The organism is Vibrio sp. B1ASS3 (assembly GCF_905175355.1).
GTDB classification, from domain to species: Bacteria; Pseudomonadota; Gammaproteobacteria; order Enterobacterales; family Vibrionaceae; genus Vibrio; species Vibrio owensii.
In genome coordinates, this window is record NZ_HG992742.1 from 90380 (window position 1) to 107565 (window position 17186).

The 17186-nt window shown below is 47.1% G+C and carries 5 protein-coding genes, 3 tRNA genes, 3 rRNA genes and 4 pseudogenes; 8 read left to right on the forward strand and 7 right to left on the reverse strand.

The window, feature by feature from the left end:
* Positions 1-2: 2 nt before the first annotated feature.
* From fre to KJB05_RS00465, 7 genes are all read left to right on the forward strand, one after another.
* Positions 3-716 (forward strand): NAD(P)H-flavin reductase, encoded by a 714-nt coding sequence (gene fre / locus KJB05_RS00435; protein ID WP_005451180.1) that lies wholly within the window; start codon positions 3-5, stop codon positions 714-716.
* A 472-nt stretch (positions 717-1188) separates the two neighbouring features.
* Positions 1189-2738, forward strand: a 16S ribosomal RNA gene (locus KJB05_RS00440).
* A gap of 67 nt (positions 2739-2805) precedes the next feature.
* A tRNA-Ile gene (locus KJB05_RS00445) sits at positions 2806-2882 on the forward strand.
* A 39-nt stretch (positions 2883-2921) separates the two neighbouring features.
* A tRNA-Ala gene (locus KJB05_RS00450) sits at positions 2922-2997 on the forward strand.
* A 287-nt stretch (positions 2998-3284) separates the two neighbouring features.
* Positions 3285-6168 (forward strand): 23S ribosomal RNA (locus tag KJB05_RS00455).
* A gap of 89 nt (positions 6169-6257) precedes the next feature.
* Positions 6258-6374, forward strand: a 5S ribosomal RNA gene (gene rrf / locus KJB05_RS00460).
* The 16S, 23S and 5S rRNA genes sit together here with 3 tRNA genes alongside, the layout of an rRNA operon.
* Positions 6375-6444: 70 nt before the next feature.
* Positions 6445-6535: transfer RNA gene (locus KJB05_RS00465), tRNA-Ser, on the forward strand.
* Between the two features lie 170 nt (positions 6536-6705).
* Here KJB05_RS00465 and KJB05_RS00470 read toward each other — a convergent pair.
* The 7 genes and pseudogenes from KJB05_RS00470 to hemC form a co-directional block, all read right to left on the reverse strand.
* Positions 6706-7026: pseudogene (locus tag KJB05_RS00470) on the reverse strand (IS4 family transposase); the annotation flags it as partial.
* Positions 7027-7041: 15 nt separating this feature from the next.
* Positions 7042-8249 (reverse strand): annotated as a pseudogene (locus tag KJB05_RS00475) (IS4-like element ISVsa5 family transposase).
* Positions 8250-8311: 62 nt separating this feature from the next.
* Positions 8312-9422, reverse strand: a pseudogene (locus KJB05_RS00480) (IS4 family transposase); the annotation flags it as partial.
* 745 nt (positions 9423-10167) lie between these two features.
* Complete coding sequence (locus tag KJB05_RS00485; RefSeq protein ID WP_208445416.1) at positions 10168-11349, reverse strand: heme biosynthesis HemY N-terminal domain-containing protein; 1182 nt, start codon at positions 11347-11349, stop codon at positions 10168-10170.
* The gene (locus KJB05_RS00490) at positions 11349-12560 is read right to left on the reverse strand and encodes a uroporphyrinogen-III C-methyltransferase (RefSeq protein ID WP_208445417.1); all 1212 of its coding nucleotides are present in this window, start codon (positions 12558-12560) and stop codon (positions 11349-11351) included. Before KJB05_RS00490 ends, KJB05_RS00485 begins: the two co-directional genes overlap by 1 nt.
* Positions 12561-12577: 17 nt before the next feature.
* Positions 12578-13306, reverse strand: a complete 729-nt coding sequence (locus tag KJB05_RS00495; protein WP_009705176.1) for a uroporphyrinogen-III synthase — start codon at positions 13304-13306, stop codon at positions 12578-12580.
* Between the two features lie 2 nt (positions 13307-13308).
* Positions 13309-14247: a hydroxymethylbilane synthase gene (hemC, locus tag KJB05_RS00500; protein ID WP_005438556.1), complete on the reverse strand. Its 939-nt coding sequence runs from the start codon at positions 14245-14247 to the stop codon at positions 13309-13311.
* A 348-nt stretch (positions 14248-14595) separates the two neighbouring features.
* On the opposite strand from hemC, the pseudogene KJB05_RS00505 reads away from it, so the two are divergent.
* A pseudogene (locus KJB05_RS00505) lies at positions 14596-17123 on the forward strand (class I adenylate cyclase).
* Positions 17124-17186 lie beyond the last annotated feature (63 nt).

The following is a 17186-nucleotide window of genomic DNA, read 5'->3' on the forward strand; positions in this document are numbered from 1 at the left end:
CCATGACCATCCAATGTAAAGTAAAGTCTATTCAGCCGTTAGCTTGTAATACTTACCAAATCCTTCTTCACCCAGAATCACCAGTGCCTTTTAAAGCAGGTCAGTACCTAATGGTCGTGATGGGTGAAAAAGACAAACGTCCTTTCTCTATTGCGAGCAGTCCTTGTCGCCATGAAGGTGAGCTTGAACTGCACATCGGTGCGGCGGAACACAATGCTTATGCACTAGAAGTCGTAGAAGCAATGCAAGCTGCCCTAGAAACAGATGGTCATATCGAGATTGATGCTCCACATGGTGATGCTTGGGTTCAAGAAGAAAGCGAACGCCCGCTATTATTGATTGCTGGTGGTACTGGCTTTAGTTACGTGCGCTCGATTCTGGATCACTGTGTTGCACAGAACAAAACCAACCCTATCTATTTATACTGGGGTGCACGAGACAACTGCCAGCTTTATGCTAAAGAAGAACTGGTCGAGATTGCCGATAAGTTTGCTAACGTTCACTTTGTTCCAGTAGTAGAAGAGGCACCTGCAGACTGGCAAGGTAAAGTTGGTAACGTGCTACAAGCAGTAGCCGAAGATTTCGAAAGCTTAGAAAACTACGATATTTATATTGCAGGCCGCTTTGAAATGGCTGGTGCAGCACGTGAACAGTTCACTCAGAACAAGAAAGCGAAGAGCGAACGTATGTTCGCAGACGCGTACGCTTTCATTTAAATACGGCTTTTAAGGCAGAAAAAGAGGGTTTTTTACCCTCTTTTTTGCTTTTTTGATGAAATAGTCATCGAACAGTCAGTTTTTTCCATTTTTTTTCAAAAAAGGGTTGCGAACGGATCTGAGTTCCCTATAATGCGCATCCACCGACACGGCAGACGCGATAAGGCTTCAGCAGAGTCGGAGAGGTGAAAAGCTTCTGAGAAAATAAATTGAAAAAAAGTGTTTGACACTCTCAATTATCTCGTTAGAATGCACCTCCGCTTTGAGAGAAAAACTTCTCGATAAGCAAGCTCTTTAAAAATATAGACCTATCAATCTGTGTGGGCACTCGTTGATGATAATCCAATTAGATACTTCGGTATCAAATTAGGTTTCAATGAAACGAAGTGACCATTGAATCGAAAGATTCAGCACAGTCAATTCAAACATTACTTATGTAATGTTCAGTATTCATTGAGCCGAACAAAATCTTAAATTGAAGAGTTTGATCATGGCTCAGATTGAACGCTGGCGGCAGGCCTAACACATGCAAGTCGAGCGGAAACGAGTTATCTGAACCTTCGGGGGACGATAACGGCGTCGAGCGGCGGACGGGTGAGTAATGCCTAGGAAATTGCCCTGATGTGGGGGATAACCATTGGAAACGATGGCTAATACCGCATAATGCCTACGGGCCAAAGAGGGGGACCTTCGGGCCTCTCGCGTCAGGATATGCCTAGGTGGGATTAGCTAGTTGGTGAGGTAATGGCTCACCAAGGCGACGATCCCTAGCTGGTCTGAGAGGATGATCAGCCACACTGGAACTGAGACACGGTCCAGACTCCTACGGGAGGCAGCAGTGGGGAATATTGCACAATGGGCGCAAGCCTGATGCAGCCATGCCGCGTGTGTGAAGAAGGCCTTCGGGTTGTAAAGCACTTTCAGTCGTGAGGAAGGTGGTAGTGTTAATAGCACTATCATTTGACGTTAGCGACAGAAGAAGCACCGGCTAACTCCGTGCCAGCAGCCGCGGTAATACGGAGGGTGCGAGCGTTAATCGGAATTACTGGGCGTAAAGCGCATGCAGGTGGTTTGTTAAGTCAGATGTGAAAGCCCGGGGCTCAACCTCGGAATAGCATTTGAAACTGGCAGACTAGAGTACTGTAGAGGGGGTAGAATTTCAGGTGTAGCGGTGAAATGCGTAGAGATCTGAAGGAATACCGGTGGCGAAGGCGGCCCCTGGACAGATACTGACACTCAGATGCGAAAGCGTGGGGAGCAAACAGGATTAGATACCCTGGTAGTCCACGCCGTAAACGATGTCTACTTGGAGGTTGTGGCCTTGAGCCGTGGCTTTCGGAGCTAACGCGTTAAGTAGACCGCCTGGGGAGTACGGTCGCAAGATTAAAACTCAAATGAATTGACGGGGGCCCGCACAAGCGGTGGAGCATGTGGTTTAATTCGATGCAACGCGAAGAACCTTACCTACTCTTGACATCCAGAGAATTTTCCAGAGATGGATTAGTGCCTTCGGGAACTCTGAGACAGGTGCTGCATGGCTGTCGTCAGCTCGTGTTGTGAAATGTTGGGTTAAGTCCCGCAACGAGCGCAACCCTTATCCTTGTTTGCCAGCGAGTAATGTCGGGAACTCCAGGGAGACTGCCGGTGATAAACCGGAGGAAGGTGGGGACGACGTCAAGTCATCATGGCCCTTACGAGTAGGGCTACACACGTGCTACAATGGCGCATACAGAGGGCAGCAAGCTAGCGATAGTGAGCGAATCCCAAAAAGTGCGTCGTAGTCCGGATTGAGTCTGCAACTCGACTCCATGAAGTCGGAATCGCTAGTAATCGTGGATCAGAATGCCACGGTGAATACGTTCCCGGGCCTTGTACACACCGCCCGTCACACCATGGGAGTGGGCTGCAAAAGAAGTAGGTAGTTTAACCTTCGGGAGGACGCTTACCACTTTGTGGTTCATGACTGGGGTGAAGTCGTAACAAGGTAGCGCTAGGGGAACCTGGCGCTGGATCACCTCCTTAAACGATGATTACTCACGATGAGTGTCCACACAGATTGATACGGTTTATAAGTAAAAGAGACGATACTGGGTCTGTAGCTCAGGTGGTTAGAGCGTTCGCCTGATAAGCGAGAGGTCGGTGGTTCGAGTCCACTCAGACCCACCAATTTCTTTTGAAGTTGGTATGCAGTATCGACACCTTGATGGGGCTATAGCTCAGCTGGGAGAGCGCCTGCCTTGCACGCAGGAGGTCTGCGGTTCGATCCCGCATAGCTCCACCATCTTTAAGCATTCTTACGAGTGTGTTTAAAAATGGTTTCATTAAGAAATCTAGCTCTTTAACAATTTGGAAAGCTGACAAATCAACAATTTATTGTTGATTGTAAAGTTCTCAATGTTTGTCTTTATGACAAACACCAAAAAACACATTCAAGTGTTCTTGGGAATATCACTTTTAAGTGATTATTCGAAATTGAGTCCGGCAAAATCGAAATGTCTCTCGCTCATTCAAATAATGAGAGACAACTTTGGTGATTTGACATCAACTCGAAACTCCTTCGGGTTGTATGGTTAAGTGACTAAGCGTACACGGTGGATGCCTTGGCAGTCAGAGGCGATGAAGGACGTATTAACTTGCGATAAGCCCAGATTAGGTAGTAAAAACCATTTGAGTCTGGGATTTCCGAATGGGGAAACCCACTAGCATAAGCTAGTATCGCTGCGTGAATACATAGCGCAGCGAGGCGAACCGGGGGAACTGAAACATCTAAGTACCCCGAGGAAAAGAAATCAACCGAGATTCCGAAAGTAGCGGCGAGCGAAATTGGACTAGCCCTTAAGCTTTTTATGCGTCAGGTGAAACTTCTGGAAAGTTGTGCGATACAGGGTGATAGCCCCGTAACCGGCAACGCATATAAAGTGAAATCGAGTAGGGCGGGACACGTGATATCCTGTCTGAATATGGGGGACCATCCTCCAAGGCTAAATACTACTGACTGACCGATAGTGAACCAGTACCGTGAGGGAAAGGCGAAAAGAACCCCTGTGAGGGGAGTGAAATAGAACCTGAAACCGTGTACGTACAAGCAGTAGGAGCACCTTCGTGGTGTGACTGCGTACCTTTTGTATAATGGGTCAGCGACTTATATTCAGTGGCAAGGTTAACCATCTAGGGAGCCGTAGCGAAAGCGAGTGTTAACTGCGCGACTCAGTCGCTGGATATAGACCCGAAACCAGGTGATCTAGCCATGGGCAGGTTGAAGATTGAGTAACATCAATTGGAGGACCGAACCGACTAATGTTGAAAAATTAGCGGATGACTTGTGGCTAGGGGTGAAAGGCCAATCAAACCTGGAGATAGCTGGTTCTCCCCGAAAGCTATTTAGGTAGCGCCTCGGACGAATACTACTGGGGGTAGAGCACTGTTAAGGCTAGGGGGTCATCCCGACTTACCAACCCTTTGCAAACTCCGAATACCAGTAAGTACTATCCGGGAGACACACGGCGGGTGCTAACGTCCGTCGTGGAGAGGGAAACAACCCAGACCGCCAGCTAAGGTCCCAAATTACTACTAAGTGGGAAACGATGTGGGAAGGCTCAGACAGCCAGGATGTTGGCTTAGAAGCAGCCATCATTTAAAGAAAGCGTAATAGCTCACTGGTCGAGTCGGCCTGCGCGGAAGATGTAACGGGGCTAAGTAGTAAACCGAAGCTGCGGCAATGCACTTTGTGCATTGGGTAGGGAGCGTTCTGTAAGCGGTTGAAGGTGTGTGGTAACGCATGCTGGACGTATCAGAAGTGCGAATGCTGACATGAGTAACGATAAAGGGGTGAAAAACCTCCTCGCCGGAAGACCAAGGGTTCCTGTCCAACGTTAATCGGGGCAGGGTAAGTCGACCCCTAAGGCGAGGCCGAAAGGCGTAGTCGATGGGAAACGGGTTAATATTCCCGTACTTCTTACAATTGCGATGGGGGACGGAGAAGGCTAGGTGGGCCTGGCGACGGTTGTCCAGGTTCAAGTGCGTAGGCTGAGAAATTAGGTAAATCCGGTTTCTCTTAAGGCTGAACACGACGTCGAGCTACTACGGTAGTGAAGTCATTGATGCCATGCTTCCAGGAAAAGCCTCTAAGCTTCAGATTGTAAGGAATCGTACCCCAAACCGACACAGGTGGTCGGGTAGAGAATACCAAGGCGCTTGAGAGAACTCGGGTGAAGGAACTAGGCAAAATGGTACCGTAACTTCGGGAGAAGGTACGCTCTTGATGGTGAAGTCCCTTGCGGATGGAGCTGACGAGAGTCGCAGATACCAGGTGGCTGCAACTGTTTATTAAAAACACAGCACTGTGCAAAATCGTAAGATGACGTATACGGTGTGACGCCTGCCCGGTGCCGGAAGGTTAATTGATGGGGTTAGACTTCGGTCGAAGCTCTTGATCGAAGCCCCGGTAAACGGCGGCCGTAACTATAACGGTCCTAAGGTAGCGAAATTCCTTGTCGGGTAAGTTCCGACCTGCACGAATGGCGTAATGATGGCCACGCTGTCTCCACCCGAGACTCAGTGAAATTGAAATCGCTGTGAAGATGCAGTGTACCCGCGGCTAGACGGAAAGACCCCGTGAACCTTTACTACAGCTTGGCACTGAACATTGACCCTACATGTGTAGGATAGGTGGGAGGCTTTGAAGCAAGTACGCCAGTATTTGTGGAGCCGTCCTTGAAATACCACCCTTGTAGTGTTGATGTTCTAACGTCGACCCCTAATCGGGGTTGCGGACAGTGCCTGGTGGGTAGTTTGACTGGGGCGGTCTCCTCCCAAAGAGTAACGGAGGAGCACGAAGGTGGGCTAATCACGGTTGGACATCGTGAGGTTAGTGCAATGGCATAAGCCCGCTTGACTGCGAGAATGACAATTCGAGCAGGTGCGAAAGCAGGTCATAGTGATCCGGTGGTTCTGAATGGAAGGGCCATCGCTCAACGGATAAAAGGTACTCCGGGGATAACAGGCTGATACCGCCCAAGAGTTCATATCGACGGCGGTGTTTGGCACCTCGATGTCGGCTCATCACATCCTGGGGCTGAAGTCGGTCCCAAGGGTATGGCTGTTCGCCATTTAAAGTGGTACGCGAGCTGGGTTTAGAACGTCGTGAGACAGTTCGGTCCCTATCTGCCGTGGGCGTTGGAAGATTGAAGGGGGCTGCTCCTAGTACGAGAGGACCGGAGTGGACGAACCTCTGGTGTTCGGGTTGTGTCGCCAGACGCATTGCCCGGTAGCTAAGTTCGGAATCGATAACCGCTGAAAGCATCTAAGCGGGAAGCGAGCCCTGAGATGAGTCTTCCCTGATACTTTAAGTATCCTAAAGGGTTGTTCGAGACTAGAACGTTGATAGGCAGGGTGTGTAAGCGTTGTGAGGCGTTGAGCTAACCTGTACTAATTGCCCGTGAGGCTTAACCATACAACACCCAAGGGGTTTTGATGGACTCAATGTAAGAACATTGAATGTGTAAATAGAACTTAAAACAGCTTTCCGAATTAAAGAATTTGCTTGGCGACCATAGCGATTTGGACCCACCTGATTTCCATTCCGAACTCAGAAGTGAAACGAATTAGCGCCGATGGTAGTGTGGGGCTTCCCCATGTGAGAGTAGGACATCGCCAGGCTTTAAATATCGTTACCTGTATAGACAAGTAACAACATCATCAGTGTACTAATCTGTTGATGACAATTTGTGGAGAGATGGCTGAGTGGTTGAAAGCACCGGTCTTGAAAACCGGCATACGTTAATAGCGTATCTAGGGTTCAAATCCCTATCTCTCCGCCACTATTAAGAAGCCTCGCTAGAAATAGCGAGGCTTTTTTCATTTCTGACGTTTGAGAATTAGACGGGATTTGCATCAAGTCCCAAGTCAGTCGCGACTTAGGATTAATCGTCCTCGAACTCAGTCACTACAAAGAAAGCCCGCTGATAAATCCTGTCTCTTGATCACAAGTCTAGTGATCAAGAGACATTGCGAGTTCGTAGCCTTCAAGGATGGTTTGTAGTTTAAACCATCCTTCCCAAAGTGCCTTTATTGAAGCTCTGCCCGTCCTCTTGGTATCTTTCCAACCGCCTAATTTAGCGAGACTCTTGTACGCCCAGCCCATATCCGGCGTTTCTTTAGGTAACGTCTTACTTTCTAGTTTCAACCACAGCAGCTTCCAAGCTTTTTTGCCCAAGACCTTTTCACAACTTTCTGTTGATAGCTCATCAACCTCTTTAATGAAGCGTAACGCCAATAAACGTGTCGCAACAAAGGCATAGATGACACTTAACCCTGAGAGATCCCCTCATAATTTCCCCAAAACGTAACCATGTGTGAATAGATTTTGAGTAAGCAGGGTTGCAGCCACGAGTGAGTCTTCCCTTGTTATTGTGTAGCCAGAATGCCGCAAAACTTCCATGCCTAAGCGAACTGTTGAGAGTACGTTTCGATTTCTGACTGTGTTAGCCTGGAAGTGCTTGTCCCAACCTTGTTTCTGAGCATGAACGCCCGCAAGCCAACATGTTAGTTGAAGCATCAGGGCGATTAGCAGCATGATATCAAAACGCTCTGAGCTGCTCGTTCGGCTATGGCGTAGGCCTAGTCCGTAGGCAGGACTTTTCAAGTCTCGGAAGGTTTCTTCAATCTGCATTCGCTTCGAATAGATATTAACAAGTTGTTTGGGTGTTCGAATTTCAACAGGTAAGTTAGTTGCTAGAATCCATGGCTCCTTTGCCGACGCTGAGTAGATTTTAGGTGACGGGTGGTGACAATGAGTCCGTGTCGAGCGCTGATTTTTTCGGCCTTTAGAGCGAGATTTATACAATAGAATTTGGCATGAGATTGGATTGCTTTTAGTCAGCCTCTTATAGCCTAAAGTCTTTGAGTGACTAGATGACATATCATGTAAGTTGCTGATAGGTTTCCAGTTTTCCGCTCCTAGGTCTGCATATTGTACTTTTCCTCTTACTCGACTTAACCAGTACCAACCCAGCTTCTCAACGGATTTATACCATGGCACTTTAAAGCCAGCATCACTGACAATGAGCGGTGTGGTGTTACTCGGTAGAATGCTCGCAAGGTCGGCTAGAAATTGGTCATGAGCTTTCTTTGAACATTGCTCTGAAAGCGGGAACGCTTTTCATAAAGAGTAACAGAACGACCGTGTAGTGCGACTGAAGCTCGCAATACCATAAGCCGTTTTTGCTCACGGATATCAGACCAGTCAACAAGTACAATGGGCATCGTATTGCCCGAACAGATAAAGCTAGCATGCCAACGGTATACAGCGAGTCGCTCTTTGTGGAGGTGACGATTACCTAACAATCGGTCGATTCGTTTGATGTTATGTTTTGTTCTCGCTTTGGTTGGCAGGTTACGGCCAAGTTCGGTAAGAGTGAGAGTTTTACAGTCAAGTAAGGCGTGGCAAGCCAACGTTAAGCTGTTGAGTCGTTTTAAGTGTAATTCGGGGCAGAATTGGTAAAGAGAGTCGTGTAAAATATCGAGTTCGCACATTTTGTTGTCTGATTATTGATTTTTGGCGAAACCATTTGATCATATGACAAGATGTGTATCTACCTTAACTTAATGATTTTGATAAAAATCATTAGGGGATTCATCAGCACTTAACCTCTCTAAGTTACCTTTACTTTGGAGTCTTAGTGACTCCACATCCGTACCTTCACTTTTCCAGACTTTATGGAAGTCTTCAATCAGCCATCGACGCTCGTAATAACCGATAATTCTCATGGCGTCTTCAGCGTTGTTTACTGGCTCCGACGTCAAGAGGTGCCATGCTAACTTGTCTTTTGATGTCCCTTGCTCAAGGCAACCAACATAATAAACAGGTATGCCTGCGTGCTCCTTTTTGTTTGCTGGAGCCTTTAATGTCACCTGACCATATTTAACATCAAGATTTACATCTCTCGCTTTTCTTCCTCCTTTTTGGGGGATGGTAAGCTCTTTTGTCTGGACGCTTGGTAACGCTTGCGCATAGTCGTAAAGCTTTTGAGCGTGCTCTTCTAGACAGCGGCTTTGCATTGAACGAACGACAAAACGCTGCTGATGTTGACGTTTATAAGTTAAGTATTCGAATAGGTCAGCTTCTCGGTCACAGACCGAGATAACATCTAACATCTTATCCCCTAGGCGCTCAACGACACGGCGAGAAGCTTGCTCCCATTTGTAACTCTCTTTCTCCTCGTAAGGACGAGTCGCGTGTTGGTGCTTTTGCCCACGCTTAGTAATATCTCGGCTCCATCGTTGTTGCTCTATAAGACCAACAATGGTCTGACTTTGTGGTGCAAAAAGTAACGTCGAATGTACATGGAGAGCTCGAATTCTGTCGCCTTGATTCGTGTGCCCGAGTTCATCTTTTATACTTCGATGAGGAAAACAGAGCGTTGTTGTATCTTCAAGCGCGAGTAATTCCTCATGCTCGTTAGCTCGAGATACCGTTGATTGAAAACCTGCTTCAGCGATGTCTTTTGCATCGATGTTTTCATTGCGGATAAAGCGATATGCCCCTTCCATATCGGCGGGAGAAAAAGGAAGTTTAGCCACGGAGACTCCTGGTTGATTAGCAATGGAAGTCGCTAAACTGATGAGGCGTTGTGTTCTTCGAGGGTCTTTAAGTTGTGCTTGTCCAAATTGTTCTTGTGCCCAAAGTTTAGCGTCTGAGTGTGTCATCTTAGTGTTTCAGTAAGGATTCTTAAGTGATCAGAGCGCACACACGTTAAAGAGTTCAAAAAAAATCCCCAAGCTATAAGCTTGGGGATTTGTGTATAAGAGACAGGCTGATAAATCAGGGGGCTTTTGTCGTTTCTGGTGCTGGCAAATAGGTGAAGTGACTTCCTAACCGAGTGCAGCGCTTCTGCTCTCAACGTAATAAGTAGTTCTGTGCTAAGCCGTACATTGAGGCGTTCTGTTATCTTCACCTTGAAGGGTTATAGAAGCTGCCGTCTAGCGAAAAGTGATTGAGCATTCTCCTTGCCATTCCTATCTCTATTGCCTCAACAAAAGAGCGTTTCTACTCGCTGCAGTATTCAATGTGTATCAGCTCGTCTGAGCACCTTTTAATACTTACAACCGATTTGCTTTAGCTTTTATAACAAACGTTCTCCAAGCGCTGTATGGGGCCTGTTACTTCTTTGGCCATCACTACGCTTTACTGTGCTCTTGAAGGTGAGTTTCCCTCCTAACCATTAAGAACCAATCGCTCTGTCTTGCAGGAAGTGATCGCGGTTCTTCATGTCATGAATAAAAGCAGATTGGAATGAACATCAGAAGCTTTGATGATTATTTCTAATCAGGTATAGGCAGTAGAGGACTCTCTGCTCTTGAGGAAGTCACTCGGTTAGACGATAGGGCGTGAGGAATTGCAGGCAATAAAAAAGCCGACAGTAAACTGTCGGCTTTTTACTTTCTGAATCGCTTAGTTGTTTTGAACTAGCGTTAGCGCTTTACGAGAGACCTCGTGAGCCGCTTTTGTTAGGTTTTGCTTCTCTAGTGTGTCTGCCAGGTAAGCATAGTCAGAAACGTCTGAGCGAAGTTTTAGCGCAACCTCGAAGTGCTCTTGCGCTTCTTGCCATTTTTCTTGGCGGAAGAAGAAGTGCGCTAATGCACTTTGTGCCGCTGCGTTTTCTGGTTCACGCTTCAAGACACCTTCCAAGAATACGATTACTGGGTGACTATCCGGTAGGTTTAGCTCAGGCAGTAATTGGTACAGCTCCGGTGTTGGGCTTTTCTTCAGCGCTTCTTTGATTACTGTGAATGCTTCGTTATCTGCTTTACGTGAGATGAGCTCGTGAGCAAAACAACCGATCAAATGAGCGTCTTGTTTTATCTTACGTGGCAAACCGTTCCAGTGTGAGATAAGACCTTCGCTGCCTTGCTGCTGAGCCACTTCGTGTAGCAAGCCGCATTGTGCTTTCTGAACCAGCTCCGCTTGCTCCTCTTCCGTAACCAGTTTGGCTTTGCTTAGTTGAGGCATCAGATCGATCAGCGGTTGCCACAGCTTAAGCTGCATGTAAGTGGTCTTTAACAGGTTAAGAACAATTGAGTTATTAGCGTACTGACCTTTCAGTGCTTGCAGTGTATCGAATGCAGACTCGAATTCGTTATCACGAATAAACTGTTTTGCACGAGTCAGTTCTACTGCTAGGTGCGCATTTTCTTGCTGGCTTGCTAGCTCTAGATACTGGTCACGCTTCGCTTTGTCACCTTGACCTTGTGCTGCTTCTGAAGCCACTAGGTAACACAGAAGAGGCATGTCGTGATAATTTGCCCAACGTGTCACTTTCTTCTCTGCACCTTTCCAGTCACCTTCAAGTAGCTTGATGATGCCTTCGTTGGTGTAACGACGAGAGCGACGCATTTTGCGCACACTAAAGTAGTTCCAAGTGCTTGAACTTGCGTACACCAACTTCTTGACTAGGTACTCTAAGAAGAACAACGCTGCTAACGCGGCAATCACAAAGATCACTAGAGTAGTGACACTCATCTCTATCGTTGTATTCGCGATTGAGATCAGGACATAACCTTGCTGACCTGAGAATTGAGTGCCAACGAACAGGCCGGCACCAAGAACAACAAATAGGAAAATAAGACGAACCATTACTTATCCTCCGTACCTGTCATAGTGGTCACTTCACGACGTAGACGTTCACGAATCACATCAGAGAGTTGGTTTTGGCTTTCTAGCTTCGCAGGGTATTCAACTTGAATGTCTTGCTTGCTCAGTTGGCTCAGTGTTTTGTTGAATTCTTTCACCGAGTTGTCGTCTTGGTTGAAGAATGCCATTGCCCATTTGTCTGCTGTCTCTAGAGAGGTGGTGTAGATTTCACCTTGCTCTTGGTAAACCGCTTTGATTGCCGTCTCTAACTTCGCTTTGATGTTTTCTTTCAAGTAGAAGTGTTGTTGTGGTGACAATAGAGGGATTACGTTGCCGTCACGAGTGCGGAAGGTGATGAAGTTTTCTGAGAAGTCTTTTAATGACGTCATCAGGTTATCTTGCCAGTTTGCAATGTCTTCAGACACTTGTTGTTTCTCTACCGCAGCTGCTTCTGGTAGCAAAGCATTCGCAAGTGGCAGTTTGTCGACTTGCTGTTGTAACGCGGTTAGACGCAACACCAAGCCATCACGGTCTACCAAAGGAACAACACGCAACTTAGTAATATCGTTTGCCATGGCTTTACGCAGACCAACTAAGCTTGGATCGTTCAGCGCGGCGATACGTTGATCCGCGCTTTCCATCAATTGAGTCGCACTTTCTACATCGTGCTCTAAGAACAATTTACGACCTGCCAGTTTTACTAGGTAGTCAGCTTCTGCCAGTAGCCAGTCGTTTGGACGACGACCTTTCACATCAGCAACAGCCAGTTGTAGGCTTTCGATGCTCTTTTGTTGCTGACCCAGTACCACTTCTGCTTTGTGAGTGACAGTGGTCGTTTTTTCAATGGTTTCTTCTTTTACTTGGCTAAGCTCTTGCTTCATTGCTGATTGAGCTTGTTCCAGTTGGCTTTGCAGTTGAGCGATCTGAGTTTGGTATTCAGATTGCTGCTCAAGCATTTTGTAAGTGAGACCGCCACCAAAAATCAGTGATAAGACGATAGCAACAGTACCCAGCTTGACGCCGCGTTTGCCTTGCTTCTCTTCAAATTCAACTTTGTTTGGTTGTTCTGGTTTGCTTGGCTCAGCAGGCTTTGATTCTGCCTTGTTTGGTTCAGATTCCTTCTTAGGCGTGTCTTTTTCAGCTAGCGGTGCCGATGTGGTTTCTTCGGAAAGGTTTTTATCGTTATTCTTTTGGTCGTTATTTTTACTTGTCATGCCTATATCCTGTGTAGCTAGGGCTGGAGAGCAGCCAGTAATTCTTGGTTGGATGCGCTTCCTGTGCACCTGACCTGAGTGAAGCCCCGTTGAATTGCGATGTCAGCGATTCGCTGACTGGGGATATACAACTCTTGTTGATTAAGCCAAGTCAATTGCTCTGACGTCAATTGGCTGCACAAATAATCCAGTTGTTCACCACTGGTGACGATAATCTGGTCGATTTGTTGGGTTTTCCATAGTGAGACACAGCTTACTGGATCGAATGGGATAAATTCTCTCTTATAAGTCTCACTATAGTGAACTTTTGCTCCACGTCTCACCAATGCATCTTTTATCAGCTCTCGACCACCGTTGCCACGAAGGATCAGAACTGTTTGTTTTTCTACATTGTTTAGCTCGGGAAGCTGCAACAAGTGCTCACTATCACTGACTTGTGGATAGTGTACTTTCTGTTGGGTACATTTGCTCAAATAGTGTGCTGTTTTTTGACCAACGGCAAGGTATATAGCCTGCTTAGACCATGATTTAGCGTGGTTCTGCAAGATTTGCTCTGCGCATTGCACCGCATGTTGGCTAACAGCAATGATGATTTGAGCGGTTTCAATGTATTTGGAGAGTTGTGTGTCGCTGAGATCGGCGACGATGTCGATCAGAGGATGATGAATTGCAGTTTTGCCGTGCCTTTCGAGCAGAGAGCAAAGCGCCATGCCTTGCTCTCCCGGACGAGTGACCAACACTGCCATGATTATTCGTGGTCTGCGTACAGTTTGGTTAGGATGTCGCGCGCACCGTTTTCAAGTAGCTCGTTAGCCAGTTGAACACCGAGTGCTTCGGCATCGTTGCGGTGACCACGAATTTCACCACGCACAATTAGGCTGCCGTCTGGTTCACCAACCAGTGCGCGTAGCCAAATGTTGTCACCATCAAGCAGTGAGTAACTGCCGATAGGCACCTGACATCCGCCTTCAAGGGTGAGGTTCATTGCGCGCTCACAGCGTACACGATCTGCTGTATCTTGGTGGTTTAGTGGCTCAAGCAGTTTAAGTAGACGCTCGTCATCCACACGACACTCAATACCCACCGCACCTTGACCTACTGCTGGTAGTGATTGCTCTGGCTCGATAAAGCTACGGATGCGTTCTTCTAGCTCAAGGCGTTTCAGACCTGCCGCTGCAAGAATGATCGCGTCGTATTCACCTGCATCTAGCTTACCTAGACGAGTCCCTACGTTGCCACGCAGCTCTTTGATAACTAGGTCTGGGCGGTATTCTTTTAACTGACACTGGCGACGCAGACTACAAGTACCTACAACTGCGCCTTGTGGCAGTTCATCAATGTTGTTGTAAGTGTTAGAAACGAATGCATCACGTGGGTCTTCACGCTCACAAATCGTCACCAAACCAAGACCTTCAGGGAAGTCTACTGGTACATCTTTCATTGAGTGCACTGCAAGGTCTGCGCGACCTTCAAGCATTGCCACTTCTAGCTCTTTCACAAATAAGCCTTTACCACCGACTTTGGCTAGCGGTGTATCCAAAATGATGTCGCCTTTGGTCACCATAGTAACCAGCTCAACTTCCAGACCTGGATGAGCGGCTTGAAGTGCGTCTTTTACATAGTGAGCTTGCCATAGGGCAAGAGGGCTTTTTCGAGTTGCAATGCGAATTGGCGTAGATTGTGTCATGGTCTTCTCAATGCTGTTTTAGTTTTGCCTAATCCTACCACTCAACGCGTGAAAGTCTTAATGTTAGTTAGGCTTCTCTTGGTGTCATGAATCGAATTACATGACGTTATGAAAATAGTGTGACTGGATTCTCATTTAGGCTAAGGACTATTATTAGTTATAGGTGAATACAAGCGACACTACTGCGCTATCGATTTTTGCGACTAGTGTGGGGTTTTCAGACCACAACTATTTGCGGGTGGAAATCTTTACCAACTCTGATGAAAGTGTTAAATTGATCACGTTTTTACGCCGTTTTGGTTTAAAACATCAGCAGATTTTCGTGATTGTTCAACCAAGGAACTTCCCTTGCAGGCTTACACCCAAAAACTTATTCAGCGATTAGATAACCTGAACCAGCAACGGATCGACCGTGCGCTAGCGCTTATGGATTCGCAAAGCCAGCAAGTCTTCCACTTGATTCCTGCCTTGTTGAACTACAACCATCCTGTTATTCCCGGCTACTACGATGCAGACGTACCTTATGGTGTGTTTGGTCTAGAGCTGAACGAGCTCCAACAACAATTCCTTGATGATACCCAACTGACAATCGGTCAAGCGCTTAAGACGGCAGAACAACCTGCGATCTTAGGTTTGTATACCATGGGCAGTACGTCTTCTATTGGTCAAAGTACTTCAAGTGATTTGGATATTTGGGTGTGTATCTCACCGGAGATGGATAACGACCAACGTGAACTGCTGACCAACAAATGCTTGCTGATCACCGATTGGGCACAAAGCCAAGGTGTAGAAGCGAACTTCTTCTTAATGGATGAAGAGCGTTTTCGTAGCAACCGTTCTGAAGAGATGACTGGCGATAACTGTGGTTCTTCTCAGCATCTATTACTGCTGGATGAATTCTACCGTTCTGCGGTTCGTCTGGCAGGGCAGCGTTTGTTGTGGCAAATCGTGCCACCAGAAATGGAAGAGTGTTACGACGAGTACGTTGCACAGCTTTGTAAAGATGGCTACATCAACTGTGATGAGTGGATCAACTTTGGTCAGCTTAACCGCATTCCTGCTGAAGAGTACTTCGGTTCGAACTTGTGGCAGCTGTACAAGAGTATCGATTCCCCTTACAAGTCCGTGTTGAAAGCGATCTTGCTTGAAGCTTACTCGTGGGAATACCCGCACACACAACTTCTCAGTATCGACACCAAGCGTCGCTTCTTTGCCCACGAGCCTGACTTGTACGGCATGGATGCGTACTACTTGATGCTAGAGAAAGTAACGCGTTACCTAGAGCGAATCCAAGACGACACACGTTTGGATTTAGTTCGCCGCTGTTTCTACCTTAAAACCCATGAAAAACTGTCTCGCGAACCTGATGTAGGTTCTGTAGCTTGGCGTCGTGAAGCCTTGAGCGACATGATTGCGAAATGGGATTGGGATGAAGCGGTATTGGCAGAGCTTGACGATCGCCGTAACTGGAAAGTAGAACAAGTGAAAGTGGTGCACCATGCATTGTTGGATGCTTTGATGCAAAGCTACCGTAACTTGATTCAGTTTGCGCGTCGTAACGACATTACTTCGGCGATCAGCCCGCAAGACATCAGTATTCTTGCTCGTAAGCTGTACGCGGCATTCGAAGTGCTGCCGGGTAAAGTGACCTTGCTTAACCCTCAGATCTCGCCAGATTTGCACGAACCCGACTTAAGCTTCATTGAAGTAAAAGAGGGTGGGGTGAACAAATCAGGTTGGTACTTGTACAAGCAACCACTGATTGCGCACCGTATTCTTGGTCAACCTTGTCTTGAGCACCATGAGTACTTAAGTAAGTTGGTTTCTTGGGCGTTCTTCAACGGTTTGATTACCGAGTCGACGCGTTTGCACGCCGTGGTGCGTGAGGCGCAGTTAGACATCGATAAGTTCTACCAAATGGTGAGCGACCTACGTAACACCTTCTCGTTACGTAAACGTCGCCCAACCATGCAAGCGCTGGGTAGCCCGTGTGAAATTAGTCAGATGGCGATGTTCATCAACTTTGAAAATGACCCGACGGCAGAGTTGTCAGGTCGCTCACTCAAAGTAGATGTGAAAAACACCGATATCTTCAGCTTTGGCCCTGAGCAAATTAACTTGGTCGGCAGTGTCGATTTGGTTTATCGCAACTCATGGCATGAAGTGCGTACCCTGCACTTCAAAGGTGAAACCGCGATGTTGGATGCATTGAAGACCATTCTTGGCAAAATGCACCAAGATGCGATTCCGCCAGAGTCGGTGGATGTATTCTGCTACGCGAAGAACATGCGTGGCGTGATGCGCAATATGGTGTATCAGCTATTGGCAGAGTGTATCGACTTACGTTTGAAGCCGGTTGAGCAAGAGAAACGCCGTCGCTTTAAAGCCATGCGTCTCGCTAACCAAACTTACGGTCTGTTCTTTGAGCGTCGTGGTGTATCGGTTCAGAAACTGGAAAACTCGGTCGATTTCTACCGCAGCATTTCAACCAACAAGCTGAAAGGCTCGCCGTTGTTGATGCTGGATCGTGAGCAAGAGTACCAATACCAGAGGTAGTGGATGGCTTCGCCAGTGAAGGTTTGGTGCAGTTCTTCTTTGAAGACACTGACGATGGTTTCAATATCTACGTACTGGATGAGTCAAACCAAGTTGAGGTTTATCATCAATTCAGTGGTTCGAAAGATGAAATGATTGCGTCAGTGAACAGCTTCTACACCTCGGTGAAAGATGATAACCGCGTATCGTCGAAGTTTATTAACTTTAACTTGCCGCAGTACTACCAAATTATTCATCCGGAAGAAGGGAACACCTACATTATCCCTTACCGTAATGATGGCTGTACGCCGACTCGCCCAACCAAAGCGGTGAACGCGTAAATCGAACAACAAAAAAGAGCACCTCGGTGCTCTTTTGTCGTTTAGGTGACTGGTCGTCACGAA